The organism is Catenuloplanes atrovinosus (assembly GCF_031458235.1).
In the GTDB taxonomy this organism is placed as follows: domain Bacteria; phylum Actinomycetota; class Actinomycetes; order Mycobacteriales; family Micromonosporaceae; genus Catenuloplanes; species Catenuloplanes atrovinosus.
This window is the reverse complement of record NZ_JAVDYB010000001.1, coordinates 6421274-6436894: the sequence shown is the minus strand read 5'-3', so window position 1 is coordinate 6436894 and position 15621 is coordinate 6421274. Positions and strand designations below refer to the sequence as shown.

Genomic DNA, 15621 nt, shown 5'->3' with positions numbered 1-15621 from the left:
TCATGAAGACGAAACTCCGACCGGCCAACGACGGGATCGGCTCCGTCCACACCGTGCGGCTGCCCCTGTGGCCGTACCTGATCACACCGCTATGCGCGTTCGCCGCGCTGCCGCTGACCTGGGGTGCGCACATCCTCTACGGCACCGACGCGGACACCGCCGGGTGGACCGGCGTGCTGCTCACGATCTGCGCCGGCGTGCTGATCGCGTTCGTCGCGTGGTCCTCGCGGCCGCGGGGCGTCGTGATGCAGGTGATGGCCACCGGCGTCACCGTGCTGAGCGCGGCGTGGGTCATCCCCGCGGTACTGTCCGGCCCGATCTCGAAGGGGATGCTCGGCGTCTGGTTCGTCGGCGGCCTGCTGATGTCGATCATCGTGGCCGTCTACCGGATCATGCGGCAGGCCCGCGGCGACGCCGATGGCGACCGCAGCGCGATCCGCGGCGAGATGGGCGAGCTGGGCGCCGCGGTGAAGCAGCTCAAGGACGCGGCCATCGGCCGTCCGCAGGTCGCCGGAGCGAAGGTGAGCGCTCAGGTGGTCCTGCCACCCGGGCAGACCTTCGCCGAGGTGCAGGGCGCCCGCTCCCAGATCGCCTCGGCCCTGGATGTCGGCGGCACGGCGGTGCGGACCCACCCCGATCCGGACTCCGAGCGCCGCGGCCGGCTCGACGTGGTGCCGGTCGACCAGTTGCGCGACCCGGTGCCGTGGCCGGGCCCGTCCGCGCCCGGCGGCTCGATCGCGCTGCCGGTCGTCCTCGGCAAGAGCGAGGACGGCGAGCCGCTGCAACTGCACCTGGTCGGCGACCACGCCGTGCAGCGCAACGCGATCGGCATCCTCGGTGTGGTCGGAATGTCCGGCAGCGGCAAGACCGAGCTGCTGCTGACCTTCTGCGCCGAGGTGCTCACCCGCCACGACGAGGAGCTGCGGATCATCGACGCCCGCAAGGGCGACCAGTTGCCGTCCTGGCTGCACCGGCACGCCGCCCAGGTGACGACCGGCCGTAACGCCGCTGAGGACGTCATCGAGGCTCTGCGCGACGAGATCCCGCGCCGGGCGAAGCAGCTCGGCGAGCGCGGGATCAAGCAGTGGCAGGAAGGCTGCGGCATCCCGCACGTCACCGTGCTCATCTTCGAGGCCGCCGCGGTCGTGGCCGGCAACGGCGACCTGGTCGACCTGTCCGAGGCCGTGCGCTCGGTCGGCATGACCATCGTGCTGGAACTCCAGCGCGCCACCCACGACCGGCTGCCGACCAGCGCCCGGTCGAACATCCCGGCCTGGATCTGCCTCGGCGTCAAGGACGAGGCCGACGCAGAGGCCGCGCTCACCGACGAGCAGGCCGACGCCGGCGCCGCCCCGTGGAAGTGGAAGGCCCTGAAACCGGGCTACTGCTACGCGTCCGGGCCCGGCATCGAGCCGGAGCGCGCGGCGATGCCCGCGCGAGGCTTCGCGGCCAGCGAGGAGGAACGCGAGCACGCGGTGGACAGCTACCGCGGGCACACCACCCAGCCCGCCGCGACCACGCCGGTGCCCCCGGCGCCGGCCAGCGACGAGCCGAACGACGAACGGGCCGAGCTGGACGCCCTCACTCGCGACGACCCGCCGGACGACGTCGACCCGGCCGAACCCATCAAGATCGACCGGAACCGGCCACGGTTCGACTTCGCGCCGGCCCAGCAGATGTCGCCGGCCGACGCACGCGACGAGCTGCGCCGGGCGATCCTGCTGGCCGCCGAACGCGGGATGACCACGGTGAAGCCGGAGCAGATGTCGCCGGTCCTCGCCGCGACCGGCATGTCCGGCAGTTGGCTCTACAAGGCACTCCGCGAGATGAGCGACGGACCCGACGCACTGCTCGCCCCGGCCCGCGACCGCGGCCACTACCGCATCCTCGTCCCGCAGCGGGCGTAACCAACAGTGATCACCACCCCGGCCGTGCACACGGTGCGCACGGTGCGCTCGGGCGCGGCCGGGTCCTAGTAAAGGGCCGTGCATACGGCCGATCGTGCGATCCGTCCGGACCGTGCGAACCGTGGGAAAGCTACGGAGAGTAGATCATGGTCCTGCATCTGACCCGCTGGCCGAAGCGCACGGCCGAGTGGTCCATCCTCAACTGCATCGCCCGGCACCAGCCCCTCGGCGTCGGCGCGATGTGCCGCCAGACGCTCGGCGCGCTCGTGAACTCCGAGATGGTGGAATGCCACGCCGACGGCAAGGCGATCCCGGTCGAGCTGGCCATCGCCCAGATCCAGAGCGCGCGCGGCTACGACCTCGAACACTGGACGGCACAGCCGACCGCCAAAGGCGATCGCTGGCTGGCCGAGAACCCATACAACCAGGCCCTCCGGTCCATCACCGCCGCCGGCGCCACCGAGACTCGCTGGCGGCCACTGCGCCGGGCCCAGGCCGCAATCGGACTCGGCCGGCGCGAGATGGAACCATACGCGATGCTGCTGACCCACGGCCTGATCCAGATGGTCCACATCGATTCGATGATCCCAGCAACCCCGGACGCCCTGACCGTTCGGCACAGCTCTCACCTGCTCGTATCCCTGACACGCAACGGCGCCGCGACCCTCGCCGTCTTCTAACTGCCTAACACGTCGAAGGGCTGTACCCTGCCACGGGGTACGGCCCTTCGACGTCCTGTGGTTAGCCGCCTTCCGTCTTGAGAAGGCCGTCGTACGGCTGAGCTGCGCGCTGGAAGCAGGCACCGCTGAGCCGTGACTCCACGGTTCGGACATGCTGGAAACCCTGGCGCCGGTAGTAGTCGTGCAGGCGGGTGTTGGAGGTCCAAGCGTCGAGGCGGAGCCAGGTGAGGCCGGCCGCAAACGCCCGACCTCCGGCCCAGTCAAGCAGTTCTTGGCCAAGGCCTGAACCAGACCGGTCGCGCGGCACCATCATCTTCGCGGCGTACAGCGCGTCGGCCGGGTCGTCTTCCGGGTACCACAGCGGGTCGGGCGCGTCGTGCGCCGGCTTCCAGAGGCCTTCGGCGTCGGTGGCCGCCGCGAGCGTGATGGTGGCTGCGGGCGTGTGGCCGTCCCACACCATCCAGGTTTGACCCGCGGACACGGTGGCGGCCACCGCCCGGCGGGGTAGCGGCACCGACCATTGGTCCTCGCCCCGTGCGGCGAGCCACGCGGTGCGCTCCCGGCGCCACGACATGATCGTGTCGATGTCGGAGAGCCCGGCACGAGCAATGATCATTGGCCGTCCCGATGCCGGGCGATCACGTCGGCATCGCCGAGCGTGTAGACCACGCGGTTGAGGTGGCCGGCGAAGATGGTCACGGAAACCCGCACTGGGCGGCTGGGCGCGAAGCCGGTTCGGGTGAACGCCAGCACCGGCGTGCCGGCCGCGAGGTTGAGTAGCTGCACGTGCTCTGGTGCAGGCATCATCGCAACCAGGTCGTCCTCAACCGCCGGTTGTGGAAATCCGCGCTCGGCGAGGAGCCGGGTCGTACCCTGCGGGATGTCCCGCGGCGAGAGAAGTTCGGGCACCTGCTCGCACAGGTCCATCGGGTACCAGGTGTCTTGGAGCGAGCTCGGCTGCCCGTTGACCATGCGGATGCAGCGTCGCAGCCCGGCGGGAGAGTCCGCCTCGACGCCGAGGCGCTCCGCGAGTTCGGCCGGCAACTCGGCGATGCGCATCTCAAAGCGCTGGCTCGGCTGGTAGCCCTGCGCCTGGACCTCGCCGAACCACGCATCGCTCTCTGGCCACAGGCCGTGCGGCATCTCGGCGCGCGACGCGTGGTAGGTCAGCATCAGTTGCGCGCGGACCAGCATGCCGCCCAACCGACCGGGCACGCGCTCGATCAGGCCTTCGTTGACCAGCAGCGCGGTGGCCAGTCTGACCGTGTTCCGCGAGACGCCGTAGTCGTCCATGAGGCGCTGCTCGGTCGGCAGGCGGTCGCCTGTGGCGAAGTGGCCACTGATGATCCGGTCGCGCAGTTCGGCCGCGATCTGGCGATATTTCGGTGGCACGAGCAGCTCTCCTCCTTTTGGTACCACCCAATTTAGGCCGGGTGCTTGACTGTGGTCCAGGCCACTGTAATGGTTGGTACCAATCCAACGTTACTGAAAGCGCCGCCTCGATCACCTGGGGGTCTGATGTTTGGTCGCGAGACGCCGGAGGAGATGGCGCAAGAGATGGAGCGCGTCTGCCAAGCGCTAGCCGGGGCGCAGACTTTCCTGGCCGGGCTTGACCAGGCGGACAGCGCCCGGCAGCGGACGACCCGTGTCGCGTACTCCCCGCTCCGGACGCTCGTAGAGCAGGCGCAGGAGACGGCTGACCGGGTCCTCGCCTATCTGCGTAGCGGGACCGTCGAATAGGCCGGCGCGGCGGGCTCCTTCCTCGCCGGACTGTCCCCCGGAAAGGATTGCCCGCCGCGCCCTCGATACGGAGGTGCGCGGGATGTCAACCAATCGGATGTACTGGGGCGTCGGCCGTCTCGGCGACGGCGACACGGTGCCAGTCGAAAGCTCGTCTGCTGGTAGCGCTGACCGATACCGTCGGCGCGGATACGCGGCTGTCTGGGCCCTACTCGTCTTCGGCGCCACCGTGCTGGGCGTCGTGCTCGCGGCCTCGGGGCGATGACCGCGCGCCGAGGTCGGGACGCGGGTCCTCGGGTGCCGGTCGGGGAGTGGATCGGCCGGCAGATGCTGGAGGGCCGCCGCCCGGTCGATCCTTTCGGCGAGCCGGCCGACGCTGGGCAGGTCGGTGTCCGGCTGCTGCGCCTGCCGAATGGCGAGGTGCTGGTGGCGGTGTCGGCGATCAGCAGGCCGGGCGTGCACGCGACGGCCTGGATCAAGCTCAGCGAGTGGCAGAAACTGGCCGGGCGTGTGAACAGCCGTCTCGGGGAGTCGCGATGACGGGCGTGTCACCCGCCGCCGTGCTGTGGGCGGCGGAACAGACCGTACGCCAGCACGAGGAGCCGCCCAACGACGCGCGCGCTACCGGCCGGTGCGCGCGGTGCGAGGACAGCGGATGCGGGCTGCTGGCATGGGCGCGAGTCGTCCTTGCCGCGGATCGGAACCAGGTCGCCATGGTGGCGGCCGGATGAGAGGAGCCGACATGATCACGCACATCCCCGACGCCAGCACGATCGCCGTGGAGTGGCACAAGAGCAGCCGCAGCGCCTCCCACGGGCAGTGCCTGGAGGTCGCCGATCTCGGCGACACCATCGCGCTGCGCAACAGCCGCGAGCCGACCGGACCGGCCTTGGTGCTGACCGTGGGCGAGATGGAGGCCTTCGTCGAGGGCGCGAAGAGCGGCGAATTCGACCGCTACTACATCTTCCGCCGATAGCTCCAGACCGCACCCCTCACCCTCGGCGCCGGCCCCGCCAGCCGGCCCCGAGGGAGCGGCCCGGGCCCTCGCTGACCAGGGCCCGGGCCGCGCGAAACTCTCCCGCCTTGGGCCAATCCGCATCCCAGGCGCGGCAAGGCGGGTTGAGAAGCGGTCCCGGGTTGATGGTGGCCGGGGCCGCGACACGGAAAGAGCGGCCCGCACCCCGGTTGGGGTGCGGGCCGCGGCGGAGGCGTCCGTCCGGGCCCGAGGCGGCACAGGGCCGCCCCGGCGACCGACCATCGCGTCGACTCGTGGCACCCGCGACGGACAGGGCGGCCCTGGGATTCGTTCGGGTCCCGGGGCCGCCTGCGCGCTTCCCATCGACCACATAATCGACTATGTTGGGTCGTGCTGCGGGCCGGACAGCCGGGTAGGAGCGGCGGTGAGCGCGCTGGGCTGGCTGGGCGCGGATGGTTGCGAGTCGCCGCTGCCGCCCGCGGTGCCCGGACGTTTGGCCGATGTGGACTCCGTAAGCACGCTGCTACCGTCCGCGCATGGGATGGATCAAGGATGCGAAGGCGGAAAACGTCGCGAAGGAGGCGGCGAGGGCTATCGAGGAGGGGCGGCGCGTGTTCGTCCTGAGGATCAACACGCCGATGACGCACCACCAGCTTTCCGGAAGCCTTCCGGGCTTCGCTGAGCAGATCGAAGCGGTCGAGGACCTCGGCTGGCGGCTCGGTGAGATGAGCTTTGCTCAGGACCCGAAGGGGCGACCGGAGGGTTACTTTCTGTTCCGGCGATAGACGCAGAAAACGGCCCGCCCCCGGGGGCGGGCCGTTTGACTCTCGAGTTCTCAGTTGGCGCTGACGGAAACTCCCTCGCCCGCCGGCTCGACCTGAGGCCGTACGCCGAAGAGGGCAAACGCGGCGATCACCGCGCCGGAGATTGCGCCCACCGTGCCCTCCGAGACGGCGAAGCCATACTCCGCGAGCAGTGCGGCGCCGGCGGCCACCGCGCCGGTGAACAGCGCTGGGGCGACCGGGCGGGTGGTGATCGCCATGATGACCGCCGCAGCCAGCGAGGTGATGGCCGCGGCCGCGCCGGCGTCGATGCCGGGCGTGCCGAGGGCGGCGAGGACGGTAAGGAGCGAGCCGATCGCGCCGATGACCAGCGCGGGCTCGCGGCCGAAGATCTTCATGATCACTCCAAGATTGTCGTACGTGTGTGCTAAGGGGCGTACTCTGCGCTGGTGCACGGGGACGCGGAGCGGGTGGAGCACTGGTTCAACGGCCAATGGGGCATGGCTCGCCGGGACGTGCTGTTGGAGCGTGACCCGGACGGCACCTGGGCCGTGGTCGGTGTAACGCGTTGGGGCCAGCCGCGCGAGGCGCGGGTGCAGTGGCGCGGGCTGCCCGAGGAGCGTGCGCGCCGAGGGGTGGATTACCTGATCGGGTGGGCGCCGGGGCCGCGGTCACGATGGCGGCCGATCAGCCGCTGACGTCCACGTGCCCGTTCGGCGCCTCGACGGGCAGGGTGACCATCGCGCGCAGTTCCTCTCGGCTGACGTGCGGGCTGAGGATCGCCAGCCGCCAGCCGCGTAGCGTGCCGGTGAGGGTGGCCACCGACGCGGACAGCTCGTCGACCTGGCGGGTGGCCGCGCGGGCGCGTTCCTCCAGCTCGGCGACGCGCTCGCGTAGGGGCTGGACGAGCGTGAGCGCGGTGTCGGTGATGACGTCGGCCGCGTCCGCGCGCAGCTTGCGCCGCTGGGCCAGCACCGCGATGCCGCCGGCCGCGCCGAGCAGGCCGCCGAGCGCGGCGATCGCTGTCAGGATCTGGCCGATGATGCCGCCGCTCATCGGTCACCGTCCACCAGCAGCGGCACCTCCACGGTGGTGCCGGCCTGCGCGGCGCGGCCGAGACGGCGCAGGTCGTAGACGATCTGCCCCCACCGCCACCAGGACGCCACGGCCAGCGCGGTGACGAACCCGCCGGCGACGAGCGCCTGCGCGGCCGAGACGGCGTAGAGCGAGATCGCGTACATCGTCGCGGTGGTGCCGAGCACCCCGATCCCGGCCAGCTCCAGTCCGAGCCCGACGAGCAGCCGCCGGCGCGGCACCGCCACGCCGGCGAGCCCGACGAGGCCGGCGACGATCAGCCCGGTCGCCCAGACCGCCTGGATGGTGGGCGGCATCGCGGTCGACACGGACCGGGGTACGACCGCGCCCAGGTGCAGCGCGGTGCCGACGGCGAGCGCGGCGAGCAGTGTGCAGACCTCGAACGGAGCGCGGCCGGTCGCCACGGTCAGCGGCCGGCCGCCCATCACGCCTCCGCCGCGGCGTCGGCCGGCTCGATGGCGCGGGCGGAGATTCGCGCGACGAGTTCGTCGACGACGTCTCCGGCGAGGTCGTCCGGGATCGCGGCGGCGAGCCCAGCAGGGGTGAGGCCCGCAGTGGTGATCGCGGCGGCGAGGCGTTCCGGGGTCAGGCCGGCGACCACGCCGGTGATGATCTGCTCCTCGTCGAGGTCGTCGCGGGTGGCGAGCAGCAGCGACAGGTCGCGCTGGATGGCCTGGAGCCGACGGTAGAGCTCGGCGCGGTCGGTGCCGCCGCTGTGGGTCGGTGCGACCCCCGGCGGGTAGCCGCCGTTGAACAGCAGGCGCCAGATGTTCTCGACATCGGCCATGTCGATCTCCTTCGGGTCGGTGGCCCGCCAGGTGGCGAGGGATTCGCCGGCGAGCACGGAGTAGAGCCGGTCCATCGCGTCCTGGTTGGCGACGAAGCGGCGGATGAACGAGATGTGCAGGTGCCACAGGTGCGTGTTGTCGCGGCCCGGGTCGGGGCCGGCGTCGGCGCCGACGCCGAGTGGCCGGCCGCCGGTGAGGACGTAGCAGTAGACGGTCTGGTTGTCCTTGGTGCCGATGAACTCGCGGATGATCGGCATGCCGGCGATATAGAGCCGCGGGTCCCGGGCGCGGGCGGCTACGTCGAGCCGGGTCGTGTACGTCCGCATCGCGGCGTCGGACATCGTGAGGTCGATGGCCGCGGCCTTGTCGCCTGGGCCCTGCCGGTCGGCGGCGACCTCGGCGCGGGAGTAGTCGCCGGTCCAGAGGGCGTCCCGGTAGTTGTGGTAGCCGGGCTTGGCCGCGTAGATGCCGCCGAGGAGCACGCTGGGCTCCAGGCGGTCGAATCGCTCCCACAGCGCCCAGATCTCGTCGGTGATCCGCGCCGGATCAGGATTGCGCGCCATCAGATCACGTCCTCCTTGATGCCCTCCAGGGCGCGGTAGATCGTGACCTGGGCACCGAGACCCAGTAGGGCGGCGCGGAAAGCACCGACCGCGATCTCGATCTGGTCCTCCCAGGCCGTGTCGCTGCCGGAGGTGGAGGTGATGACCGCGCCGGCGGAGTTGCCGCCCGGTAGATCGCTGATCTGCACGGTGTACCTGGCAGAGGTGGCCTGGTAGCCGGTGTCGGGATAGGGCATGGTGGTGGCTCCTCCTGGTCAGAGGGTGGTGCCGGTGAACGACGGTGCCGGGCCCTTGTCCTCGATGAGGATCTCGACGGGCAGCGTGTCGGGGGAGATCAGGACGGTGTTCGAGCCGCCGGCGCGCGCGACCGACAGCAGCAGCGAGAGGGTGACGGCGGTGGCCGGCGCCCGGTAGCGCGCGGTCCAGGAGATCTTCGGGCTCGCGATCGCGGCCGAGGAGACGATGCGGTGGGTCAGCCCGTCGGCGACGGGGGACGCGCCCGTCGGCGTCGATCCGTCCTCGGTGTAATGCCAGCGCAGTTGCGCGTCGTTGTTGTCGCCCGAGGCGCCGAACCTGACGCCGGTCATCACGATGTGGATGAGACGGCCGGCACGGACCGGGATGTCATCGAAGCGGTACACGCCGACGGGGGTGGTGCTGTTGGACGTCGGCGAGTTCGCGGTGATCTGGCCGGCGGCGAGGGTCGGCCGGCCGACCGCGACGAAGTCCCAGGTGGCGGCACCGTCCCACCGGCGGTAGAGGTCGGTGTCGGTCTCGTAGATGGTCATGCCGACGACCGGTAACGCTGGCCGTGTGCCCGAGGTGCAGCGGATGATCGACTGCTGCATCAGGTATGTGTTGAGGTCGGTCTCATCCAGTACCGACCCGTTGCTGAAGGTTTTGAACGGCACGATGAGTCCCCTGCTCAGTACGCGATGACGTTGGCGCCGATGACGCCTTGGCTCGGGTGGCCGATGACGAAGAACCGGTAGCGGTCGGCGCCTTGGAGGCCCCAGGTGGTCTGCCAGCGATCCGGCGAAGACCAGGTGTGGGAGATGCTGCGGATGAAGCACTCGCGGCTGTCGACGATGCCGCCGGGCGGGCGGCGAACGACGGTGATCCGGTCGCCGATCTCGCGGCCCGCCGCGTGCGGCAGCACGAGGTCGACATCGAGCCGGGCGTCCAGTGCGATCGAGGTGAAGCGGAACTCGGGCTCGGATTCCTGCCAGAGGATCCAGCGCGCCCAGCCAAGCGCAGCCTCGTCGGTCGTGACCGGCAGGGTCTCCCCGATGGCGTGCAGGCCGTGGCGGCTGATCGAGGCGGCGTCCTCGACGGCCGGCAGTGCGGTGTCCTCGCCGTCGCGGGTGACGGTGACACGGTTGACCATCTGCATGCGGTCGTAGCTGACGCCGGGCCGGCCGACGTAGGGGATCTCGCCGGCCGTGCTGTCGGACCCGAACGTCGCCCAGCTGGTCGCCGAGCGCGGGTCGGTCATGATCGCGTGGCGGTTGCGGAAGACGATGTCGCCCTGGGCATCGACGTACAGCTCGCCGATCTCGGCGGTGGCCACGTCCTGGGCCTCGTCGAGCGGGTTACCCGACAGCTCGGTGGCCTGCAGCGCGGTATCCCCCGCCGCGATCTTGCGTGCCTCGGCCGGCCAGCCCGCGGTGTCGAGGATCCGGTGGATGCGCGCGCCGCTGAGCTCTCCCTCGCCGACCGGCGCCGCGGCGGCCAAGCGCGGGACTCCTGCGAGCCGGCCGAGGCCGTCGGTGCCGGTGACCGTGACGGTGGCGTGGTCGGGCGCATCGTGAGACGGGATCCAGCTGTCGACGAAGCCGCGCCAGACCGGGTAGGTGACGCCGTCGTGCTCCAGCCGGACCCGCAGCACGACGCCCGGCGCGGTCAGGCCGGCCTGCTCGATCGCGTACGGATCCAGCGCCCCATCGTCGTTGAGGAGCGTGAGCGTGCACGTGCCCGCGTTGTACTCCACGATCGGCCCGATCCGCCGTGTCGAGGTCCGCTCGACCGATAGCGACATGACGCGGCCGGAGTAGTCCGCGAGCACGTCGACCGTGCCGATCCGGCCGACGCCGATGCGGCCGTAGACCGGGTGGCCGATCAGCAGGTAGGTCGGGTCGATCTCGGCGCCGTGCTGGAGCCCGACGTCGACGAGCACCCTCACGGCTTCCTCCACCTCGATCCGGACGCCGACTCGTACGCCTTGATCGACTCCACGATCTGGCGGCCGACCTCGGCCGGGTGCGCGCCGGGCGCCACGTTGACGGTGATGTTGTATGTCCTGGCGCCGGCCAGGTCATGGCCCACCGGCTCGGGCCGTCCGGTGCCGTTGTGGGCGATGGACAGCCCGGTCGGCAGGTAGCCGCCAGCGTCGTACGAGCCGAACGGCAGGCCGGACTTGCGGCCGATGAGTCCGCCGAGCGCCGCGGCCCAGTGCACGTGGGCGTTGCCAGCGAACCGGCCGGTGCCGGCGTGCTGGGCGAAGATGTCGCCGGTGTAGTGGTACGGCTTGCCGTTCCACAGGTTGAGGTCGTTCCACGGGGTGATCAGCTCGCGGGTGCGGGCGCCGTAGTTCGCCTTGATCCACTGTGCCAGTGCGCGGTTCGGCGGGTAGTCGACGGCCCGGCCCTGGGAGTGCATGTCCAGGTCGCCGTACAGGGTGCGCGAGCCCGGCCGGAATCCGGAGATCAGGCCGAGGTTGGGGAAGCGGCCCGCGATGAGCCGCTGCATGCCCTGCCAGCCGCCGAGGATCGGCCGGTTGCCGATGCCGCCGGTGTCACCACCGTTGACCTTGTCGGTCAGCCACTGGCCGACCCAGCTCACCATTCGGTCGCCCATACCGCGCACCAGCGCGCCGACCCGGCCGGCCGCCGGGATCTTGGCGAACAGGCCGGCGGCGAGCGACTGCAGTGCGGCCCGCGGGTTGCTGATGAACTCGCCGATCCCCTGCGCGCCATCGACGATCCTCTTGAAGAAGTCGCCGACGCCTGAGCCGATCGGGCCGCCGTCCTCGCGTCCGTCGAGGTACGGCGTGAGGTCGCGGCGGGTGACCCGGCCGCGCTTGGCGTTGATCGCGCGCAGGATCGGCAGGTTGGCCAGTGTGCTCGCGGTGTTGGTGATGAACTCGCCGGACGCGACCTTGATCAGCCCGTTCGGGCCGACCGCGAGCCGGTTGTCACGCCGGCTCGGCGCGCCGGGGATCTGGCCGCCGTCGGCGAAGCCCTGGATCAGCGGGATCCGGTCCTTCACGCCGACGAACTGCGCGACGCTGTTGATGCCGCTGACCAGCGGGTTGATCACGCTGTTGACCACGAACCGCACCGGGACCTTCGCGGCCTCCTTCACCTTGTCCCAGGCGCCCCGGATTCCCTCGACGCCCTTGTCAAAGGCGGGCTTCACCTTGTCCTGGATGAAGCCGCCGAGCGCCTCGAAGGCCGGCCGGATGCCGCGCTCCCAGACCCACCTGATGCCGTCGCCGAGGGCGGACCAGGCGCTCTTCATCGCGTTCCAGGTCGGCCTGATCACGTTCTCCCAGACGAACCGGACGTAGGCGGCGATGAAGCCGAAGTACGGCTTGAAGACGTTCTCCCACAGGAACTTGATCACCGGGATGATCACGTTGGTGAGGTACATGCGCATGGCGCCGAGGTAGATCTGGATCAGCACCCAGGCTGCCTGGACGGCCCAGGCGATGCCCTCGAAGGCGGGCTTGAAGACGTTGTTCCAGAGGGACATCACGACGGGCATGACGTGGGTCTGGAAGAACGAGACCATGGCTTGCACGGCGGGCTGGATCACGTTGTTCCAGGCCCACGAGACCGCGGCTTGAATGCCTTCCCAGGCCTTCTGGACGATGTTCCGGAACGTCTCGGAGTTCTTGTACGCGATGACGATCGCGGCGACCAGCGCGACGACTGCGGCCACCACGAGGCCGAGGGGGTTGGCGGCCATGGCGACGTTGAGCGCCCACTGGACGCCGGTCCAGATCCGTGACGCCGCGGCGGCGATGTTCTGGGCGACGGTCCATGCCGTGGTCGCGATCGTGGCGGCCTTGGTCCACAGCTCGTAGCCTTTGATCGCGAGAACCGCGGTGCCCACGGCGATCGCGGTCGCCTTCACCGCGGTCTCGTTGTCCCGCATCCACTGCGTCAGGCTCTGGATCGCGGGGGTGACGGAGGTGAGGGCGGAGACGGCCAGCTCGGTGAAGAGGGTCAGTAGGGGCGTGGCCGCGATGACCAGGTTGGTGAACGACGGTGCCAGCCCGGCGACTGCCGGTGCGGCCGTGGCCGCGGACTCGGCGACCGCGGGGAGCACCGTGACCAGAGAGGTCCGTAGCGCGTCGCCCAGGATGCCGAGCGTGCTGAACAGGGTGGCCAGGCCGGTCTGTCCTTCGGCCGACTGCAGGAACGTCGCGGTCTGCCCGGTCAGGGCCTGGATGTTCTGCAGCAGGCCGCCGGAGTCCGCGGTGGCCGCGGCGTAGACGGTGGTGAAGATCCCGCCGACGTTCTGGACGATGCCGCCGAGCACGCTCAGCGTGTCCAGGCCGCCCTGCAGCCATTCTGCGAGCCGGCCGGTGTCGGCCGCCGACGTCACGAGGGTGGCGAGCCGGATGCCGACTGCGGCGACGTCCGCGCTGAGCTGCTTGAGGATCGGGGAGGTGGAGGACAGCAGTGCGCCGAACGACGCCGTCAGCGGGCCGATCGCGGCGCGCAGCTCGTTGACGCCGGCGGTGGTGTTGTCGAACAGCGCGCGCAGCCCGGCCAGTGCGCGGCCGCTCACCGACGCCCGCAGCGCCTCCTCGGCCAGGCCGCCGAGCGCGCCGGCCAGGCCGGGCACCACTTGCTGGCCGAGCGGGGTCAGCGTGCGGGTCGCCGTGGTCATGTCGTCGTTGAGTGGCTGGAAGAACCGGTTGGCGATGGTCGCCTGCAACCCGACGAGCTGGGTTTTGACCTGGAGGATGCTGGCGGCGAAGGTGCGGGCGCCCGGCGGAAGGCTGTCGAGCGCCTCCTTCGCGTCCTCGGCGGATCCGGTGAAGCCGGCCTCGATCGCGTCGCTGACGCCCATGACGGCGACCTTCACCGTGGCGGTGGCGGCCTTGACCGCGAGCAGCGCGGCCGGCAGCGCCGCCGCGGCGCCGGCGGCGGGCAGCAGCGCCGCGGTGAGCTGGGCGAGGCCGGGCGCTGCCGCGGCGGCCGCGGAGCCCATCAGGGTCAGGCGCGCGGCCGTGGTGGCGGCGACCGTGGCGAGCGCGCTGCCCCGGTCGCCGAAGCCCTTCACCAGGCCGTCGCCGAGTTCGCGGCCGGCCTTTTGCCCGTGAGCCTTGAACGGCACCTTCTTGAGCGCCGCGCGCAGCTCCGGGTCGAACTTGCCCTCGTCGAGCCGCAGTTCGAGGTATCCGTCGGCAAGGGTCTTCCCCACGGGTCACCTCCGTTAGCGCAGCCCGAGGGCCGTGAGCAGGGTGTGTCGGTCGCGGTCGGCGACCTGCTCCGGCACTGCGGCGAGTGCGGTGTTGAACCTGGCGATGGCCTGGTCGAGGTCCGGGATGTCGACGGTGCCGCCGTTGGCGCGGGCCAGCACGGCGGCGAGCGTTGCCGTGCCGACCTGGCTCTTGAGTTCGTCGAGCTGGATGACGTAGGCGATCGCGCAGAGCGCGGCTATGCCGAGGCCGGAACCTCGCGGGCGGTGTCCGCGTGCAGCACCGCGACCTGAAGGTCCGGCCGGTCGCCTAGCTGGCGCAGGGCCTGGATAGCCGGCTGGGAGAGCGTCGGCGCCGTCGGTGCCGGCGAGGATGAGTCGGCCGCGGACTTCGGCCCAGTGGTCTCGGCACCACTGGAAGAGCCGGACGACGGCCCAGTAGGGAAACCCGCGATCGCCTCCACGAGCCCTCGCTGCACCTCCATGAGGTCTTGGAGGTTCTGGCCGTTGGCGATCGCGGTCGCCTTGAACAGCTCCCAGTCGTCCGGGTGGATGATCTGGCGCACCGAACCCATCGCCATGTCGGCCGCGACGCGGGCGGCCTGCGACATCCGGGCCATGTTCTCGGGCGTCAGCTCGGCGGTCAGGTCGAGGTCGGCGAGGTCGAGGCTCTGCGCCTTCTCCAGGAAGTCCAGCTCGACCAGGTCCGAGGACATCGGGTGGACCCGGATGGTCTCGCCGAAGAAGTCGAAGTCCAGGTCGAGCGGCTCGCGCTTGCGCCCGAAGCTGCCGAGGCTAGCCACGGGCCACCCCCGCGGTGTAGATCTTGAACGGGTTGCCGCCCGCGGGCGTCTCGAAGTTGAACTGGCAGGCGAAACCCGCCTTGTCCGGCGCCTTCTTGAAGGCCGAGGCGATCGACCCGGAGTTGAGCGTCTGGTAGCAGATCACCCGGACCGTGTTGTCCAGCGACTCCCAGCCGATCATCGATCGGATCTCGGAGCCGGGCGCGGGCGGCGTGTAGCTGGACAGCGTGGTCGCGCCGGTGCCGGACACGACGGTCAGCGTGCCGCCGTTGAGGACCCGCTTGAGGTTGGCGAGCGTCCAGTCGACCAGCGTGAAGCTGATGTTGCCGGACCGCTCGGTGGTCGCGTACTTGATCGGGTCGAAGAACTCGGCTGCGGTGACCGGCTCCACCGAGGTCTCGTAGTTGAACTCGGAGCCGTCCTCGGTTGCGCCGAGGCTGACCCACGCGACCGGCCAGGAGTCGGTGAACTTCGACGCGGCGACGGTGTTCGTCGGCTCAGACGATCCGAGCGGCGCCCAGAACAGGTAGCCGGGGTCGGTGAGGACGTTCGGGGTTGCGGTCGTCGGCATCACTTACCGCCCTTCTCGGCCGTGCCCGCGGCGACCGCGGCGGCCTTCGTGCCGGTCTTGGCGACCAGGCCGTTCTTCTCGTAGCCGTGGGCCTCGACGTTGCTGACCGGGACCGGGTCTCCTTCCCGGTAGGCCAGCGCCATGCCGACGTAGATGTCGGTCGTGGCCACGTAGGTGCCGTATTCCTTGGCCTGCTCCGCCAGGTGCTCGCGTGCCGCGGCGTCAGGGGCGGGCGCCGTCGGCGTGGCGCCGGTGGGCTGCGTCATCCCAGTTCCTTTCGTGT

The 15621-nt window shown here is 70.8% G+C and carries 21 protein-coding genes; 7 read left to right on the top strand and 14 right to left on the bottom strand.

What is annotated here, in order from left to right; all coding sequences use genetic code 11:
- The first annotated feature begins 2 nt into the window (after window positions 1-2).
- Both J2S41_RS28585 and J2S41_RS28580 read left to right on the top strand, forming a co-directional pair.
- On the top strand, window positions 3-1907 hold the full coding sequence (locus J2S41_RS28585) for a hypothetical protein (RefSeq protein ID WP_310372189.1): 1905 nt from the start codon (window positions 3-5) through the stop codon (window positions 1905-1907).
- Window positions 1908-2053: 146 nt separating this feature from the next.
- Window positions 2054-2587: a hypothetical protein gene (locus J2S41_RS28580; protein ID WP_310372187.1), complete on the top strand. Its 534-nt coding sequence runs from the start codon at window positions 2054-2056 to the stop codon at window positions 2585-2587.
- Window positions 2588-2648: 61 nt separating this feature from the next.
- Here J2S41_RS28580 and J2S41_RS28575 read toward each other — a convergent pair whose 3' ends face one another.
- Complete coding sequence (locus tag J2S41_RS28575; protein ID WP_310372185.1) at window positions 2649-3203, bottom strand: GNAT family N-acetyltransferase; 555 nt, start codon at window positions 3201-3203, stop codon at window positions 2649-2651.
- A complete protein-coding gene (locus tag J2S41_RS28570) occupies window positions 3200-3979 on the bottom strand; it encodes a GntR family transcriptional regulator (protein WP_310372183.1) in 780 nt (259 codons plus the stop codon). The genes J2S41_RS28575 and J2S41_RS28570 overlap by 4 nt, the downstream gene beginning before the upstream one ends.
- Before the next feature lie 645 nt (window positions 3980-4624).
- Here J2S41_RS28570 and J2S41_RS28565 point away from each other — a divergent pair.
- The 4 genes from J2S41_RS28565 (at window position 4625) to J2S41_RS28550 (ending at window position 6088) form a co-directional block, all read left to right on the top strand.
- Window positions 4625-4867, top strand: coding sequence for a hypothetical protein (locus J2S41_RS28565; protein WP_310372181.1), 243 nt, complete (start codon window positions 4625-4627; stop codon window positions 4865-4867).
- Window positions 4864-5058, top strand: a complete 195-nt coding sequence (locus J2S41_RS28560) for a hypothetical protein (protein ID WP_310372180.1) — start codon at window positions 4864-4866, stop codon at window positions 5056-5058. The genes J2S41_RS28565 and J2S41_RS28560 overlap by 4 nt, the downstream gene beginning before the upstream one ends.
- Window positions 5059-5069: 11 nt before the next feature.
- Entirely contained in the window at window positions 5070-5303 is a 234-nt protein-coding gene (locus tag J2S41_RS28555; RefSeq protein ID WP_310372178.1) for a DUF397 domain-containing protein, read from the top strand.
- A gap of 536 nt (window positions 5304-5839) precedes the next feature.
- The gene (locus J2S41_RS28550; RefSeq protein WP_310372176.1) at window positions 5840-6088 is read left to right on the top strand and encodes a hypothetical protein; all 249 of its coding nucleotides are present in this window, start codon (window positions 5840-5842) and stop codon (window positions 6086-6088) included.
- Window positions 6089-6138: 50 nt separating this feature from the next.
- Here the strand turns inward: J2S41_RS28550 and J2S41_RS28545 are convergent, their stop codons facing one another.
- Entirely contained in the window at window positions 6139-6483 is a 345-nt protein-coding gene (locus J2S41_RS28545; RefSeq protein ID WP_310372174.1) for a hypothetical protein, read from the bottom strand.
- 51 nt (window positions 6484-6534) lie between these two features.
- Here J2S41_RS28545 and J2S41_RS28540 point away from each other — a divergent pair, with 51 nt between their 5' ends.
- On the top strand, window positions 6535-6783 hold the full coding sequence (locus J2S41_RS28540; protein ID WP_310372173.1) for a hypothetical protein: 249 nt from the start codon (window positions 6535-6537) through the stop codon (window positions 6781-6783).
- Here the strand turns inward: J2S41_RS28540 and J2S41_RS28535 are convergent.
- The 11 genes from J2S41_RS28535 to J2S41_RS28485 form a co-directional block, all read right to left on the bottom strand.
- Complete coding sequence (locus J2S41_RS28535; protein WP_310372171.1) at window positions 6773-7141, bottom strand: hypothetical protein; 369 nt, start codon at window positions 7139-7141, stop codon at window positions 6773-6775. The two genes, J2S41_RS28540 and J2S41_RS28535, sit on opposite strands and share 11 nt — an antisense overlap.
- Window positions 7138-7605 carry a hypothetical protein gene (locus tag J2S41_RS28530; protein WP_310372169.1) on the bottom strand — a complete coding sequence of 156 codons (468 nt, stop codon included), beginning with the start codon at window positions 7603-7605 and terminating at the stop codon, window positions 7138-7140. The genes J2S41_RS28535 and J2S41_RS28530 overlap by 4 nt, the downstream gene beginning before the upstream one ends.
- Window positions 7605-8531, bottom strand: coding sequence for a hypothetical protein (locus J2S41_RS28525; protein ID WP_310372167.1), 927 nt, complete (start codon window positions 8529-8531; stop codon window positions 7605-7607). The genes J2S41_RS28530 and J2S41_RS28525 overlap by 1 nt, the downstream gene beginning before the upstream one ends.
- A complete protein-coding gene (locus J2S41_RS28520; RefSeq protein WP_310372165.1) occupies window positions 8531-8767 on the bottom strand; it encodes a hypothetical protein in 237 nt (78 codons plus the stop codon). The genes J2S41_RS28525 and J2S41_RS28520 overlap by 1 nt, the downstream gene beginning before the upstream one ends.
- An 18-nt stretch (window positions 8768-8785) precedes the next feature.
- Complete coding sequence (locus tag J2S41_RS28515; RefSeq protein ID WP_310372163.1) at window positions 8786-9319, bottom strand: hypothetical protein; 534 nt, start codon at window positions 9317-9319, stop codon at window positions 8786-8788.
- 137 nt (window positions 9320-9456) lie between these two features.
- Complete coding sequence (locus J2S41_RS28510; protein ID WP_310372161.1) at window positions 9457-10713, bottom strand: hypothetical protein; 1257 nt, start codon at window positions 10711-10713, stop codon at window positions 9457-9459.
- Entirely contained in the window at window positions 10710-13967 is a 3258-nt protein-coding gene (locus tag J2S41_RS28505) for a phage tail protein (protein WP_310372160.1), read from the bottom strand. Before J2S41_RS28505 ends, J2S41_RS28510 begins: the two co-directional genes overlap by 4 nt.
- A gap of 12 nt (window positions 13968-13979) precedes the next feature.
- Window positions 13980-14126 carry a hypothetical protein gene (locus J2S41_RS28500; RefSeq protein ID WP_310372158.1) on the bottom strand — a complete coding sequence of 49 codons (147 nt, stop codon included), beginning with the start codon at window positions 14124-14126 and terminating at the stop codon, window positions 13980-13982.
- 77 nt (window positions 14127-14203) lie between these two features.
- Window positions 14204-14767, bottom strand: coding sequence for a hypothetical protein (locus J2S41_RS28495; RefSeq protein WP_310372155.1), 564 nt, complete (start codon window positions 14765-14767; stop codon window positions 14204-14206).
- On the bottom strand, window positions 14760-15338 hold the full coding sequence (locus J2S41_RS28490) for a phage tail tube protein (protein WP_310372153.1): 579 nt from the start codon (window positions 15336-15338) through the stop codon (window positions 14760-14762). Before J2S41_RS28490 ends, J2S41_RS28495 begins: the two co-directional genes overlap by 8 nt.
- Window positions 15338-15604: a hypothetical protein gene (locus tag J2S41_RS28485; RefSeq protein WP_310372151.1), complete on the bottom strand. Its 267-nt coding sequence runs from the start codon at window positions 15602-15604 to the stop codon at window positions 15338-15340. Before J2S41_RS28485 ends, J2S41_RS28490 begins: the two co-directional genes overlap by 1 nt.
- Window positions 15605-15621 lie beyond the last annotated feature (17 nt).